Here is a 15,585-nt window from a genome sequence, read left to right as displayed (position 1 = left end):
CCTAGGGAATTGGGGGAGGCCATGACGATGCTGACGTCACCGCAAGGATCCGCGCAAGGACAGGCACAGCGCCGCGGACCGGCCCCGCGACGGCTGCTGGAAAAGGTCGTGGCGGCCCTGGCGGCTGCGGCGCTCGCACTGTCGCTGGGGCTGGCGGCAGTGGCCCCGGCGGCGGCGGACAGTGCCCCGCCGGCGCCGGCCGATCCCGCCAACCCGGCCACGGTGACGGCGGATGCCCTGCCGACAGTCCAGATCGACGGCGTCGTCTGGCAACAGGTGGTGGTCGGCAACACCGTCTACGCGGCCGGGAGCTTCGGCACTGCCCGGCCGGCGGGCTCACCGGCTGGGACTAACACCGTGGTCCGCCGCAATATCCTGGCCTACAACCTCACCACGGGCGAACTGCTTCCTTTTGCCCCCGTGTTGAACGCCCAGGCGTTCAGCATCGCCGCATCGCCGGACGGTTCGCGCATCTACGTCGGCGGTGACTTCACCACTGTCAACGGTGCAAACGCCTGGCGGGTCGCCGCGCTCAATCCCGGAACGGGGGCGCTCATTCCCTCTTTCCTGCCCAAGGTCGCCGCAAGCGTCCGGGCGATCGTGCCGACGGCCGGCACCGTCTACCTTGGCGGTCTGTTCACCGCGGTGGGATCGGTCGCGCGCAGCCGGTTGGCGGCCGTCCAGGCCGCCAACGGCGGTCTCACAGCCTGGGCGCCCTCGGCGGAAGGCGGCCGGGTCAACGCCCTGGCCCTGTCACCTGACGGCACCCGCATGGTGGTTGGTGGCGCCTTCACCACCCTTAACGGCTCCGCCAACCCCGGCTACGGGCTCGCCGCCGTGGACACCCTCAACGGCGGTCTCCTGCCCTGGGCCGCCAACGCGCGGGTGCGGGACGCCGGAACCAACTCCGCCATCACGAGCCTGAGCGGCGACGCCGATAACGTCTACGCGACCGGCTACGTCTTTGGCACGGGCGGCAACCTCGAAGGGACGGTGGCCGCCGGCTGGAACGACGGCCAGATCACCTGGATGGAGGACTGCCACGGCGACACGTACGCCGTCTATCCGGCCGGCGACGTCATCTACAAGGTGGGTCACGCCCACTACTGCGGCAACGTCGGCGGCTATCCGCAGACCGAACCCTGGAGCTTCCAACGCGGCCTCGCGTTCAGCAAGGCCGCCACCGGCACCATCATCCGGGACCCGCTCGGCTACCCGAACTGGTCCGGACTGCCCTCACCCTCGCTGCTCAACTGGTTCCCGGCCATCGACACCGGCGCGTATACCGGCCAGAACCAGGGGGCCTGGGCCGTCACCGGGAACGGACAATACGTGGTCCTGGGCGGGGAATTCACCACGGTCAACGGCGTCCGCCAGCAGGGCCTCGTCCGGTTCACCGTACGGGACAAGGCCCCGAACGCGCGCGGCCCGGTCTTCAGCGGGGCCCGCAGCAACCCGACCCTGAGCTCGCCCGCGGCCGGGACGGTGCGGCTGCGCTGGCAGGCCAACCATGACCCGGACAATGTCCGGCTCACGTATCGCGTAATCCGGGACGGCATCACCGCCGCCCCCGCCTACACCGTCACGCAGGACAGCACGTTCTGGAAGCGGCCCGGGATGAGCTATCTCGATTCCGGGCTGGTGCCGGGCCAGAGTTACAGATACCGGATCTTCGCCACAGACCCGCTCGGTAACGAATCCCGGTCCGACACCGTCACTATCACGGCCGCGGCCTCCACGCCGGTCTCCGGCTACGCCGACGCCGTCCAGGCTGACCGCCCCGGGAACTTCTGGCGCTTCAATGACACCTCCGGACCCACTTTGGTGGATTCGGCCGGCGCCGAGGACCTCGCAGCCGCTGCCGGTACCGGGCTGCGGGGCGACGGTGCCGTCGTCGGCGAAACGTCCGGCGCCGGAACCTTTGACGGCACCGTCAACGGTGTCGCCGCGGACAACGCATTCCAGCGCGCGCCGGACGTGTTTACCGCCGAGGCATGGGTCCGCACGAGCAGCACAACGGGCGGGAAAATCATCGGGTTCGGCAACGTTGCCAGCGGCACGTCCCGGGTCACTGACCGCAACGTCTACATGGACGACGCCGGCAGGATCTACTTCGGTCTCTGGAACGGGGCCGTCCGGAGCATTAACAGCGGCACGGGGTTCAACGATGGCCAATGGCACCAGGTCACCGCCACCCTCAGCGGCGGCGGCATGTTCCTCTACATCGACGGCGCCCGGGCGGCCTTCCGTACCGACGTCACCTCGGGCCGGGTCTTTGACGGGTACTGGCGGATCGGATCGGACCTGGTGGGCACCTGGCCCAGCCAGCCGAGCAGCGGCAGCCTCAAAGCCGACATCGACGAAGTCGCGCTCTATCCCGCGGCCCTCGGCCTCCAGCAGGTCCAGAACCACTACCGCGCCTCCGGCCGCACGCTCACCGTCCCGGCCACGCCGCCCACGGCAGCCTTCACCTCCTCCATCACTTACCTGAGCCTCAGCGCCGACGCCTCCGGCTCCTCGGACCCGAACGGACCCATCGCTACCTACACCTGGGCATACGGCGACGGAACCACCGGGACTGGCGTCACCACCCAGCACGCCTACGCGGCTGCCGGAACCTACACCGTCCGCCTCACCGTGACCGACGGCGACGGCAACTCCACGAGCACCACCCGCACCGTCACGGCCACGGCCCCACCCGGGAACCAACCGCCCGTGGCGGCGTTCACGTCCACCACCAGCAAGCTGACCGCAGCCGTGGACGCGTCGACGTCCACCGACCCCGACGGCACCATCGGCACCTACGCCTGGGACTTCGGCGACTCGGCCACAGGAACGGGGAAAACAGCATCCCACAGCTACGCAAGCGGCGGAACCTACCAGGTCACCTTGACCGTCACGGACAACAACGGCGCCGCCAGCACAAGCACCGCGCAGGTCTCGGTGCAGCCGAACCAGCCCCCGGCCGCCCAGTTCACGGCCAAGGTCACCAACCGCACCGCAGCCTTCGACGCCGCCGGGACACTAGACCCTGACGGCACGGTTGCCTCCTACGCCTGGGACTTCGGCGACTCCTCCACGGGAGCCGGCTCCGCACCATCGCACACCTACGCAGCGTCCGGCAGCTACGTCGTCGTCCTGACAGTGCTGGACAACGACGGCGCCGCCGGTACCGCCACGACGACGGTCACGGTCACAGACCCGCCGCCGAACTCGCCCATCGCCGCCGACGCCTTCGGGCGGACGGCGGGCCCAGGCTGGGGCACGGCGGACACCGGCGGGGTCTGGACGGCCGCCGGCACGGCGGGCAACTACGCCGTGGGCTCGGGGGTGGGTTCCATGACGCTGGGAACTGCCGGCGTCCAGCGCCTGGCCTACCTGTCCGGAATCTCGGCCCCGGCCGCGGACGTCCGGGTCAAAACCTCGACGGACAAGGTCGCCAGCGGCGGCGGCATGTTCCTCGGCATCATCGGGCGGAAGGCCGGGGCAGACGAGTACCGGGCCAAACTCAAGATCTCCTCGACGGGGAGCACGAGCCTGTACCTGACCAAGCTCGTGGGCGGCACGGAAACCACGCTGCAGTCCGTCACGGTGCCCGGCCTGACGGTGGCCGCCGGAGACCAGCTCCGGCTCCGGATGACGGTCACCGGTGCGGCGCCGGCTGCCCTCCAGGCGAAGGTCTGGCGGGACGGCGCCACCGAACCGGCAGCGTGGCTCGTAACAGCCGGGGACGCCTCGGCTTCGCTCCAGGGCGCCGGTTCGGTCGGGCTGATGTCCTTCCTGTGGAGCACCGCGGGCAACGCGCCGGTGCAGGCAAGGTTTGACGATTTCGATGTGCGGCTTAACTGAGTAGTTGACTGCGGGGGGAGTTGACCGCGAGGAGGGACGGGCTGAGGAGGGGAGACCCGCAACGAGATGAAGGGGGATCATTCCATGACGTGGCGAACAGAAGCCGGATCCGGAACCACGGCGGGGACCGGCACTGGCGGCCCGGGCGCCCAGCCACGGGCCCGTCCGCAAGTCCGCCGCGCCGCTGCGGTGGCGGGTGCCTTGGCCGCCGCGTTGCTCGTGTTCATTGCCGCGACGCTCGTGTGGGCACCCGGCGGCGTCACCGATTCCGCTCCCCTTGACCCGAACGACCCCAAGACCCCGGTAACCGTCACGGCGGACAGCCTCCCCACCGCCCAGCACGATGGCGTGGCGTGGCAATCGGCCGTGATCGGCAACACCGTCTACGTGGTCGGCAAGTTCGGCAACGCCCGGCCCTTCGGCGCCGCTCCCGGGACGCAGCTGAGCGCCCGGGCCAACATCCTGGCCTTCGACATCACGACGGGGCGGCTCATCACCGGCTTCGCGCCCGTCCTGAACGCCCAGGCGCTCGCCGTCGCGCCGTCGCCGGACGGATCGCGGCTGTACATCGGCGGGGATTTCACGTCCGTCAACGGCGTGCAGCGCTTGCGGGTCGCGGCGCTGGACCCCGTGACGGGAGCACTGATCGGTTCGTTTGCGCCGCGGATGAACGCCGCCGTCCGGGCCATCGCGGCATCGGGCGGGACCGTGTGGATGGGCGGCACCTTCACGGGCGTCGGAACCGCGGCCCGCACCCGGCTCGCGGCCGTCAGCGCCGCGAACGGAGCGCTGCTGCCGTGGGCGCCGGTTGCCACGAGCGGCAGGGTCAACGCCCTGGCCCTCTCTCCCGAGGGAGGACGCGTGGTGGTCGGCGGCGCGTTCACCACGCTGAACAACTCCTCCCGCCCAGGCTACGGGCTCGGCATGGTGGACGCACTCAGCGGCGCCAACCTGCCCCTGCAGGCCAACGACGTGGTCCGCGACGCCGGAACGGACTCGGCGGTGCTGTCACTGTCCACGGACGGCACGAGCTTCTATGGCACCGGTTACATTTTCGGCACGGGCGGCAACCTGGAGGGCGCCTTCGCGGCCAACTGGTCCGACGGCAGGATCAAATGGGTGGAGGACTGCCACGGCGATTCCTACGGTGCCTTCGCCACCGACACCGCGGTCTATGTCGCCGGACACCCGCACTACTGCGGCAACCTGGGCGGATTCCCCGAGGTCACCCCGCGCGTCTGGCACCGGGCGGTCGCCTTCGGCAAGGCCGCCACGGGGACCCTCGTGCGGGATACCCTCGGGTACCCGTCCTTCACGGGGCAGCCCGCACCGTCGCTGCTGAACTGGTTCCCGGACATGGACAACGGAACTGCCAGCGGCCAAAGCCAGGGCCCCTGGGCCGTGACCGGCAACAACACCTATGTGGTGATGGTGGGGGAATTCCGCAACGTCAACCAGCAGCCGCAACAGGGCTTGGCCCGTTTCGCGCGCAGGGACGCGGCGCCCAACCTGCAGGGCCCGCGCGTCACCGGGGCCGCGTTCGTGCCCACCCTGGCCAGCCCGGGAGCCGGGCAGGTCCGCGTGCAGTGGCAGGCCAATTGGGACCGCGACAATTCGAACCTGAGCTACAGCGTCCTGCGCGACGGAAACCCGGTCCCGGTGCACACAATCTCCGCGCAGTCCACGTTCTGGCAGCGCCCGGCCCTGGAGTTCACCGACTCCGGACTAGCGGCCGGTGCGCACAGCTACAGGATCGCCGTCCGGGATCCGCTGGGAAACACCGTCACGGGAGACAGCCGCAGCATCACTATCGCCGGCTCCTCCGGCACTCCACCGGCGGCCGCCTTCACGGCCGGCACCACGGGGCTGACGGTGAACGTCGACGCCGCCGCGTCCTCGGATCCCGACGGCACCATCGTCGGCTACTCGTGGGCGTTCGGCGACGGCGGCACCGGCACCGGTGTCACGGCGTCGCACAGCTACGCGGCCGCCGGCACCTACACCGTGACACTGACCGTGACGGACAACAGYGGCGCCACCGGTACCGTCAGCCACGACGTCACCGTCAGCTCCGGCGGGGTCCTGGCGCAGGACGCCTTCGGCCGGACGCTGGCGTCCGGCTGGGGAACGGCGGACACCGGCGGAGCGTGGTCGCTGAACGGCTCGGCGTCGTTTTTCTCGGTCGCCGGAGGGCAGGGAACCATGAACCTGGCCGCAGGCCGGGGCCCGTCAGCATTCCTGCCGTCGGTCTCCACTGCTGCCAGCAACGCGCTCGTGACGGTATCGCTGGACAAGATCGGCAACGGAGGAGGCTCCTACCTCGGGGTGATAGGGCGGCGCGTGGGCACGGCCGAATACCGCGGCAAGGTCAAGGTGGCGGCCAACGGAGCCACAACCCTCCAGCTGACCCGGCTCGCCGGCGGCGCTGAGACCGTGCTCGGGCAGTTCACGCCGGGAATCACGCTTGCGGCCGGCCAGCAGCTGCAACTGAGGGTGGAAGTCACCGGAGCCTCGCCCACCACGCTCCGGGCGAAGACCTGGCGGACGGGAACGGCGGAGCCGGGGCCGTGGAACGCCACAGCCACCGACTCTGCCGCCGGCCTGCAGGGCGGGGGAGCGGTGGGGCTGCTGGCCTACCTGTCCAGTTCCGCGACCAACGCGCCGGTGCTGGCACGGTTCGACAACCTCGATGCGCGGCCCAACTGACGGGCGATTGAAAGGTAAGACCAGAAAGGCCGGGAACGGGCAGCCGCAACCGGGCAAGTCACCCAAGGAATGGCGATACTGACCGAAGGAGGACTCTGATGTCCTGGAAGTCTGGGGGCGCGTCCGCGCATCATGCCCACGGAATATCGCCCCGGAACGGTCCCCGTTTCCGTCGATGGCGGCACGGATTGCCGGCCGATGCCCGGGCCTGGAGGGCCGGTGCCAGTGCTGCGCTGGTCACAGCCCTGGCCCTTGCGGCCGCCCCGGGCGCAACCGCGGACTCCGCGCCCGCCGACCCGAGCCTGCCCTCGAGCCCTGTGACGGTGACGGCGGATTCGCTGCCGACGGTCCAGGTGGACGGGGTGGTGTGGCAGCAGACCGTCATCGGAGACCGCGTCTTCGCGGTGGGGAAATTCAATACCGCCCGCCCCGCCGGCGCCGCGGCCGGAACCCAAACGACGCCCCGGAAAAACATCCTGGCGTTCAGCCTGAGTACGGGAAAGCTCATCACCAGCTTTACTGCGTCCCTCAACGCCCAGGCCCTGGCGGTGACGGCGTCCCCGGACCACAAACGGCTCTATGTGGGCGGCGACTTCACCCAGGCCAACGGCCAGGCAGTGCGGAAGGTTGTGGCCCTCGACCCGGGGACCGGGGCCGTCATTCCAGGCTGGGCCCCGCCGATGTCGGGATCGGTCCGGGCAATCGTGGCCACGCCGGACACGGTCTATGTGGGGGGCTCGTTCACGGCAGTAGGCTCCGCCGCGAGATCGAGGCTGGCGGCGGTCCGCGCTTCTGACGGCAGCCTGCTGGCATGGAAGCCCGCGGCCGGCGGCGGACGGGTCAATGCCCTGGCCCTCGCTCCTGACCGCAGCAAGGTGGTGGTCGGCGGGGCCTTCACCACGCTCAATGGCAGCAGCGATCCGGGCTTTGGCCTGGGCGCCGTGGACCCGGTGGGCGGAAAGAACCTGCCCACGCCGGCCAACAATGTCGTGCGCAACGCCGGCACCTACGCGGCCATCACCTCGCTCTCGAGCGACGGGACAAGCTGGTACGGGACGGCATTCATCCTCATTGACAGCGGCGGCACCGGAAACCTTGAGGGATCCTTTGCCGCGAACTGGTCCAACCTCGCCATCAAGTGGATCGATGACTGCCGTGGCGATTCTTACAGCACCTTTGCCAGCAGCACAGCCGTCTACAAGGCGGGGCACTCCCATGACTGCGGGAAGATCGATGGCTTCCCGGAATCCGATCCCCGGTCCTGGCACCGGGCGCTCGCCTACAGCAAGGCAGCGACCGGGACCCTAACCAGGCCCAGTTCCAGGCTGCCGAGCTTCGTCGGCCAGCCCATGCCGACGCTGCTGGTGTGGTTCCCGGATATGGACACCGGGACGGCCACCGGCCAGAACCAGGGCCCGTGGACCGTTGCCGGAAACGATCAGTACGTGGTGATGGGCGGCGAATTCCGCAACGTCAACCTGCGCGGACAGCAGGGACTGGCGCGTTTCGCTGTCAGCAGCATCGCCCCGAACAAGGAAGGCCCCAGGTCCTCGGCCGCGTCCACGAACCCGGTGCTGTCATCGCCGTCGGCCGGCACGATCAGCATCACCTGGCAGGCCAACTGGGACCGCGATACCTCCAGGCTGACGTACAAGCTGTACCGGGACGGGAAGGTCGTCAACACCCGGACGGTCTCGTCCCGGTTCTGGTACCGGCCCACCATGGCGCAGCTCGACTCGGTGCCGCCCGGGACCACCCATGAATACAAGGTGGTGGCCAGCGATTCATTCGGCAATGCCAAGACGTCCCCGGTTGTGAGCTTGAAAGCCAAATGACACACAAGACGGGCCGGATCCTTTCGGATCCGGCCCCGTCTTAGGACCCGCTCACGGTTCCTAGTAGTTGTAGCGGATGCCGCCGGTCTTGCCTTCCACCAGCAGGGCCTGGGTGTCGGCCCAGCGGTTGCTCGTGGTCAGGCCGGCCACGGTGCTTGCGGCGCGGCTGACAACCCGGACGGGGTACTTCGAGCCGCTGCCGAAATCGAACTGGTTGCGGCCGAGCTTGTTGTTCGAGACCGTGACCGTGATGTTCGAGTACTTGCCGTTGTCGATGTTGATGGACGTCTGGCCGTCATCCACCCAGTTCTTGTCGACCACGACGTTGGCGAGTTTGGCAACGTTCTGTTGCAGCATGATGCCAATGCCCGCGTGAGTACCGCGCGGGTTCGGCGCGCTGCCGGCGCCCGGGGTGGAGTTGGCCACGATGTTGTTGCCGACGATGCGGATGTTCTGGCCGCCCTGGACCTGGATGCCGTCATTGTGCGTGCCGTCGCTGTGGGCGGGGTCATAGGACCAGTAAGTCAGACCGTGGATGTAGTTGCCCTCGGCCGTCACGTTGGCCGTCACCGGGCCGCCCGGACGGTTGAAGATGCCCAAGCCATCGTTGGAGCCCTGGATGTGGTTCCGCCGCGCGGTGTAATCGTGGCCGACGATGCCGTCGCGGTAGTAGGACGGCCGGTCAGGGACGATCGTGCTGTCCTGGACCAGAAGGTTGACAACGGCGGCGCTGTTGGCGTCGACGACGCCGGTGTTGGACTTCGGAGTCGCCTTGCCGCCGTGCAGCCGGCTGTTCTTGATGACCACGTTCTTGGCCCGGACCTTGATGTCGCCGTAAATGTCCAGCCCGTCCAGGACCGTGCCGTCCTTGATGATGACGAGGTCCGCGCCCGAGGTGTTGTAAGGCTTCAGGGCCGTTCCGGCCGGAACGCCGGTGGTTGACGCGCTCGGCTTGTAGGACCCGACCGTCAGCGCGGCGGGCGCCATTGCGGGCGCGGCCTGGACGGCCGGTGCCGCGGACAGGGCGAGGGCAGTGATGGTCACTGCCGCAGCGCCCGCAGCATACGTTGCGCGGACGTTCTTGCGCTGGACTTTCTTCGTGCCAATGGCCATAGTGTCAAACCTCTTTTGTCTGGCTCTCCGGGCACGGGGAATCACAAGGACATAGCGGAACTGGCGGGAGGCCCGCGCGGGGCCTGTCTGCCGGCGGCGTGGAGACCGCGCCGGTATGTTGCTTGGTGCATGGTCAGCGCAAGTTGTGTTCTTGAGGGCCCAGGTGACTAAACCCGGGCGATGTGTGGGCGGACCCGTGGTACTCGCGACTGACTTCCCGGAAGGCGCTCCCCGACCCCGGCTTCTGTGCAGACACGCTAGCCGAGGCCCAAGCAGGTTGCAAATTGGTAACGGCGTGGCGTGGCGAATCCCAACTTGATCACGCCCGGGCGCGTCGCTTGCGACAGGCCGCAAAATTCCCCGCGAATCTGGCCGTCGTGCGCGGTGCCGGAAACGATGAAACACCAGCAAAAACTATTTTCTGCGGTATTCGCTGTAAACGTAGCCAAAGGCGCCGGATGCCATGCCCAGGCCCCGGGCGGCGGTCCGCAGTCCTTGGGCCTGTTGCTGCACCGAGCCGCTGATGAGGCCCGCCGCCAGGCGTGCCGTTCCGCCGACGAGCCGGACTGAACCGGAACCGAGGGACACGCCCCTGGAGCGCAGCTGGGCGGCCGTGCCGGCGGCAAGTTCCAGGTCGACACGGGCCGCGGAGTTGCCACTGCGAAGGGCGCGGCGCAAAACCCAGCTGCGGGTGAGTCGCGAGGACGGAACGCGGTCCACCACCACGGCCTCGTCGCACCACAGCATGAATCCGCCGCGCTGGATGAGTTGCCGGGTGAAGAGCGTGTCCGAGCCGCCGCTGAGGCCGAAGCGTTCGTCAAACGCGAGCCGCAGCGCCCGGACCTGCTGCAGGTCCAGGAGCAGGTTGTTCGTCGCAGCCACGCCCAGCCGGGTCCCGGTGGCGAGCCTGCGGCGGTTGAAGAACTTTCCGGCTTCGATCCAGGGCTCCGGCTCGTGTTCATATTCGCTGATAACCGGACCCACGACGGCGGCGGCGCCGCTGGAACGCTGTAAGTCCACGAGCTGCTCCAGCCACCGCTCCGACGGTACTTCGTCGTCGTCGATGAAGACGAGCAGCGCACTCGACCCCGCCTCGCGCAGGGCGCGGTTCCGCGCCGCCGCGATGCCGGGCTTCGGCTCGTGGACGTACCGGACCAGCCCCGGCCGGAGCGTGCCGGCGAGCCGTTCCACATTGGGGCGGGCGCTCGCCTCGGGGTCATTGTCGATCACGAGCACGGTGGCCTGCGGAACTTCGATCCCGTCTGGGACTCCTTGTCCCGGTCCGGCCTGTCCCGGTGCGAGCGGAACTGTTCTGGCCTGGGCCGCCAGCCGGGGCAGCGCCAGGGCGATGTCCTCCGGCCGGCGGTAGGTCAGCACCGCAATAACGAGGCCGCCCGCCGGGATCCCGACGGCGGGTTCGCCGCCGGAGGGGCGGACGCTGGGGTGGGTGATGTCAGTCATTCTGACCTCTCGTTGTGGTGGCGGCTTGCCGCGGGGCGGGCCGTCCAATGAGTGCCCGCGCCTGCTCGACATAGCCGGAGAGCGTGCGCCGGTGGAAAACCCGCAGCGCGGCGAGGGCGAGGGCTGCAAAGAGCGCCAACCCGCCGAACAGGTGCCATGGGCCGTGCACGGTGACCAGGGACAACGCCCAGTATCCGGCCGCCCCCCAGGCCGCGGCGTGGACTGCAGGGAAGATGGCCGCCAGTTGCGTCATCGCCGTCACGCCCGTCAACCGAGACTGGATGCGCAGGAGCACGGGGGTGAGGACGAAGCCGGCAGCGGAGTATCCGACGGCGACGCCCAGGACGCCGAACTGGAGGCCGATCACGATACCGCCCACCTGCACGACGGCGGCCAGAATCTCGTACCTGACTATCAACCCGCTCTGCCCCAGGCCCTTCATCAGGGAGGGGGTGACATAGAAAACGGTTTCGCGTGCGCCCCCGATGGCGAGCACGCTGACCAGCCCGGCTGCGGGCAGCCACTCGGGGCCCAGGACCAGGCCCACGAGCTCGGGGGCGGCGCAGGCCACGAAGACCATCAGCGGGACCGCGGAGATCGCCAGCAGCCGGGTCGCGGAGACGAGGCTTGCGGCCACCTTTTCCGGGTTGCCGGCCGCACGGGAAAAAGCCGGAAACATGACCCGGTTGACCGTCTGGCCAATCAACTGGACCGGGATGACGAGGATACGGTAGGCCATCCCGTACAGGGAGAGGGCGGCGACGCCGAGCACCCGGCCCACCAGGATGTTGTCCAGGTTCCGGGAGAAGTAGGCCAGGCAATCGGTGGTAAAGACGCTGAAGCTGAACCGGAACAGGGGCGCCACGGTCCGGAAGGCAAGATTGGGGACTGGACCCCGGCTGGCTGCCAGCAACAGCGTGCTGCAGACGATGTCGGTGGCGACCACTTGGTACACCATGGACCACGGGCCGGCGCCGGCCAGTGCTGCGCTGATCCCGGCCGCGCTGCCCGCGGCGGCCGCCGCAATGTCCGCCGCGCCGATCCTGTGGAGGGCCAGGTTCCGGGACAGCATGGCCCGCGGCGCGATGGCCAGTGCTTTGACGGGAATCGCCAAGGCCAGCAGCCGCAGGATCGGCTCAAGCTCAGCTACGCCGAAGAACTGCGCGATCCAGGGAGCGGCGCACCAGGTCACCACCCCGAGCAGGACCGCCACCAGGATGTTCAGCGTGGCGGTGGCACCTGCCATGCGGCGGGTTACGTCCGGCCGCTGGACGAGCGCCGCGGAGAGGCCCTGGTCCAGGAGCAGGGCCACAAGGCTGATGTACACGGTGGCCGCCGCGATGACTCCATAGCTTTGCGGCCCCAGGATCCGGGCCAGAACCACGGCGCAAAGCATCTGGAATCCCTGCCGGGCCAGCACTGCCCCGAAGCTCCACCGGACGCCTCGAGCCGTTTTGGCTGGCGCGGCCGGTACCGTGGCCGCATGGGGGGCAGGGCTGCCCTTCACAGCAACCTGCCCGCAGCCTGCGCCAGATGCCCGGTCATGAGGGTCCCGTAGCGTTCAGGACTGTGCCTGCGGCCCGCCTCGGCGGCGTCGAGCCTGGCGCTGGACTCGTAGTGCTGCCACCGGCCGGCGACGCGGGCGAGTGCGTCGGCTAGCTCGCCCGCGTCACCGGGTTCGACGAACTGCGCCGAACGGTAACCGGCCGCGGCCTCCCGCAGGCCCGAAGTGTTGCTGACGATGACAGGCCGGGAAGCCAGGACAGCCTCGACGGCCGTGTTACCGAACGGCTCGTCGAGCCGGGAGGGCACCACGACGACGTCGGCGTCGGCAAGGAACGGCCAGACCACGTTCTGGAATCCATGGAACGTGACGTGGTCTTCAGCGCCGTGGGCTTGAACCTGGTTGCGGAGGCCCGCCTCGTAGTCCTCATAGCCGGGGAAGACCGCCCCGACCACGGAGAGGCGGGCCGGCACGCCGTCGTTTCGGAGCTGCAGCAGGGCGTCGATGGCCACGTCCACGCCCTTGCGGTGGGACAGCCGCCCGACGTACAGGATCCGGAGTCCCCCTTGGAGATCCGGCCGGGGCGGGACCGGCTCGGCAGGCCCGGGGACACCGTTGTAGAGCACTCGTGAGCGGCCCTGGAGCGCCGGCAGCGCAGAGGCCAAGGTGTCGGAGCTGAACTGGCTGTTCGTCAGGATGCCGCGGGAGAGCAGGAGCGGCAGGGCCAGGGCCGCGCGGAGGGCCCGCGGGGCGTTGGCCTCCGCCTCATGGACGTGGGTGACCACCGGAATCCCTGTCAGCCGTCCCGCGGCCGTCCACAGCGGGACGGTGATGGTGTTCGCCAGAATGACGTCGGGGCGCGCTCCCCGGATCACCCCTACGCTCCGGAGCAACCCGTGCACGGACGTGGCCCCGAGCTTCGCCAGGCCCGCTGGAGTGAGCAGGCTCTTGCGCAGCACCGGAGTGGGCGACAGAATGACCGCGGCGCCCCGGCGCTTGAGTTCCGCCACGAGCGGCCCTGACGACGGCAATGCCACCAGGACGCGCGCACCGCTGCGGTGCAGCCCCTCAATCGTTTCCAGCAGCACCCGGTCGGAGCCGTAGAGATCTGCGCTGGGGTGCGCCACCAGTACCGAGAATTGCTCCCCGTCAGTCTTCATCGTGCCCCCTCGATCCGGTACCGCGGCGGAAGGCAACCCTGAACAGGACCGGGGCCGCTGCTGACGCAGGAACACCGGTCCGGCCACCGGGGCCTGGCCCCGGGACCCGTTGCTGGGACCCCGCCACTGAGACCTGCTGCTGAGACCTGCTGCCAGGGCCTGAGTCCATGACCTGTTTCCCGGCCGTGACACCCAAAAACCGTTGCCGGACCTGACGGTCCGACCTGGCTTAGGGAAAGACTACGGCCGGTGCCGGAATTTGGCTAGGATTCAGGCCCTGCAGGCAGCGCCGGCCGCAGGCAGGGCACCCTCCGCCGCGGCACCGGGAGGTGTGAGGGCCGGGACCTGCCCCAAAGACATAGAAGCAAAAAGCTTCCGCATGGCACGGCCGCGGTCAATAATGGTGCGTCAAGGGACCATGAAGGACCGTGCCGCTGCAGGCATGGCGTGGTGGCCGCATGGGGGGTTTCGTTTGGAACTGTCTGAGTATGGGCGTGCAATTGCGCGGGGCTGGCTGATAGTGCTCGTGTGCGTGCTGGCGGGCGTAGCCGTTGCCTGGGGCGTGACGGAGAGGACAACGCCGGTGTACCAAAGCACCGTCAAGTTCTATGTGGTGTCACCGCCGGCAACCGGACAGTCGTCCCTGCAGTCCCTCGAACTGTCGCGGGGACGCATTGCCTCCTACGCAAGCCTGGTGAAGAGCGACAAGTTTGTGGAAAAACTGGTCAGCAGCAGTTCCACCGGCCTGTCGGCAACGGACATCACGCAGAGTGTCAGCGCCTCGGCGGACCAGGACACTCTGATGTTGACGGTCGTCGTAAGCCTTCCGGACCAGACAAAAGCCCACGAGATTGCCCGCGAGATCGTCTCCGGCCTCAACTCGGCACTGGATGACGTCGAAGCCGGCCGGACGCAGAGCGGCGGCGGGCAGACCGTCCTGAATGTGGTGGCCGGACCCACTGACGAGACGGAACCGGTGTCCCCCCGGCTTTCGTTGAACCTTGGCCTTGGCGCGCTGCTTGGCCTCGGCGCCGGCATCGCCATCGCCGTCACCCGCCGGATGACCGACCACACGCTGCGGACCCCGGACGAGGTCGAAGACGCGTCCGGGCTGCCGCTGCTGGCCCGCGTTCCGGTCAGTGCGGAGGCGCGCAAGTTCTCCGGCGTCCTCGAACGCCGGGCGTCCTCGCTGCTCGATGAGGCGGCACGCCGGCTCCGCACCAACATGGACCATATCCCCGCACTGCCGGCCTCCGGCGTCGTGCTCATTACCTCGGCGCGGGCAGGGGAGGGCAAGACCACCGTGGCACTCATGCTGGCCCGGTCCTGGGCAGAGGCGGGGGAGAAGGTCCTGCTGGTGGAGACGGACCTGCGCCGCCCGCGGCTGGCTTCAGAACTCAAACTCGGCAACTCCATGGGCCTGGCCGCAGTCCTCGCCGGCCGGTCGGGACTGTCCGGTGTCATCCAGAAAACGGCGAGCGACCGCCTCCACATTGTGGCCGCCGGCGCGGTTCCCGAGAACCCCACCGAACTGCTGGCAAGCCAAGCCATGACGGCCGCGCTCGGCGAGATGCGGGGCAGCTACAGCCGCGTGATCCTCGACGCGCCGGCCATGCAGCCGTTCAGCGACGCCGCCTTGCTGGCGGTGCAGGCGGACTCAACGGTGCTGGTGGTCAGGTACCAGAGCGTGACGCGCGAACTGCTGGGCGCGTCCTTGCGGAACCTGGAACTGGTCAAAGCCACGGTGGCAGGGGCAGTGCTGAACGCCCTTCCGCTGCGCCTGTCCGAAGGGCGCAAGCAGCCTCGGGCAAAGCTTCGCAAGCGGGGCCAACGCGCCAAGGTGACGCCCCCGGTGGTGCCCGCGGAACCGATGCCGGTCAAGCACTCTGCCAGCCGGAGGTGAGCATGGGCGGCGTCGTTGTTCCCGGCCGGATCGTGAATCCCGGCCGGGTGGCCT

The 15,585-nt window shown here is 69.1% G+C and carries 8 protein-coding genes; 4 read left to right on the top strand and 4 right to left on the bottom strand.

The annotated features are described in order from the left end of the window. Positions 1-21: 21 nt before the first annotated feature. The 3 genes from AC1DZQ_RS04945 to AC1DZQ_RS04935 all read left to right on the top strand — a co-directional run bounded on the left by AC1DZQ_RS04945 (position 22) and on the right by AC1DZQ_RS04935 (position 8,390). Entirely contained in the window at positions 22-3,849 is a 3,828-nt protein-coding gene (locus AC1DZQ_RS04945) for a PKD domain-containing protein (protein WP_476962459.1), read from the top strand. Between the two features lie 84 nt (positions 3,850-3,933). Beyond that, positions 3,934-6,555 carry a PKD domain-containing protein gene (locus tag AC1DZQ_RS04940; protein ID WP_476962458.1) on the top strand — a complete coding sequence of 874 codons (2,622 nt, stop codon included), beginning with the start codon at positions 3,934-3,936 and terminating at the stop codon, positions 6,553-6,555. Positions 6,556-6,743: 188 nt separating this feature from the next. Further along, complete coding sequence (locus AC1DZQ_RS04935) at positions 6,744-8,390, top strand: hypothetical protein (RefSeq protein WP_476962457.1); 1,647 nt, start codon at positions 6,744-6,746, stop codon at positions 8,388-8,390. Between the two features lie 60 nt (positions 8,391-8,450). Here AC1DZQ_RS04935 and AC1DZQ_RS04930 read toward each other — a convergent pair whose 3' ends face one another. From AC1DZQ_RS04930 to AC1DZQ_RS04915, 4 genes are all read right to left on the bottom strand, one after another. Continuing rightward, the gene (locus AC1DZQ_RS04930; RefSeq protein ID WP_476962456.1) at positions 8,451-9,503 is read right to left on the bottom strand and encodes a right-handed parallel beta-helix repeat-containing protein; all 1,053 of its coding nucleotides are present in this window, start codon (positions 9,501-9,503) and stop codon (positions 8,451-8,453) included. A gap of 414 nt (positions 9,504-9,917) precedes the next feature. Then, complete coding sequence (locus AC1DZQ_RS04925; protein WP_476962455.1) at positions 9,918-10,964, bottom strand: glycosyltransferase family 2 protein; 1,047 nt, start codon at positions 10,962-10,964, stop codon at positions 9,918-9,920. Continuing rightward, complete coding sequence (locus AC1DZQ_RS04920; protein WP_476962454.1) at positions 10,957-12,471, bottom strand: lipopolysaccharide biosynthesis protein; 1,515 nt, start codon at positions 12,469-12,471, stop codon at positions 10,957-10,959. The genes AC1DZQ_RS04925 and AC1DZQ_RS04920 overlap by 8 nt, the downstream gene beginning before the upstream one ends. Then, the gene (locus tag AC1DZQ_RS04915; RefSeq protein ID WP_476962453.1) at positions 12,468-13,628 is read right to left on the bottom strand and encodes a glycosyltransferase family 4 protein; all 1,161 of its coding nucleotides are present in this window, start codon (positions 13,626-13,628) and stop codon (positions 12,468-12,470) included. Before AC1DZQ_RS04915 ends, AC1DZQ_RS04920 begins: the two co-directional genes overlap by 4 nt. 379 nt (positions 13,629-14,007) lie before the next feature. Here AC1DZQ_RS04915 and AC1DZQ_RS04910 point away from each other — a divergent pair, with 379 nt between their 5' ends. Then, positions 14,008-15,531 (top strand): tyrosine-protein kinase domain-containing protein, encoded by a 1,524-nt coding sequence (locus AC1DZQ_RS04910; RefSeq protein WP_476962452.1) that lies wholly within the window; start codon positions 14,008-14,010, stop codon positions 15,529-15,531. The last annotated feature ends 54 nt before the right edge of the window (positions 15,532-15,585 follow it).

It is taken from the genome of Arthrobacter sp. P1_C12_2, from assembly GCF_056406415.1.
This window is presented reverse-complemented; position numbering and strand designations above follow the sequence as displayed.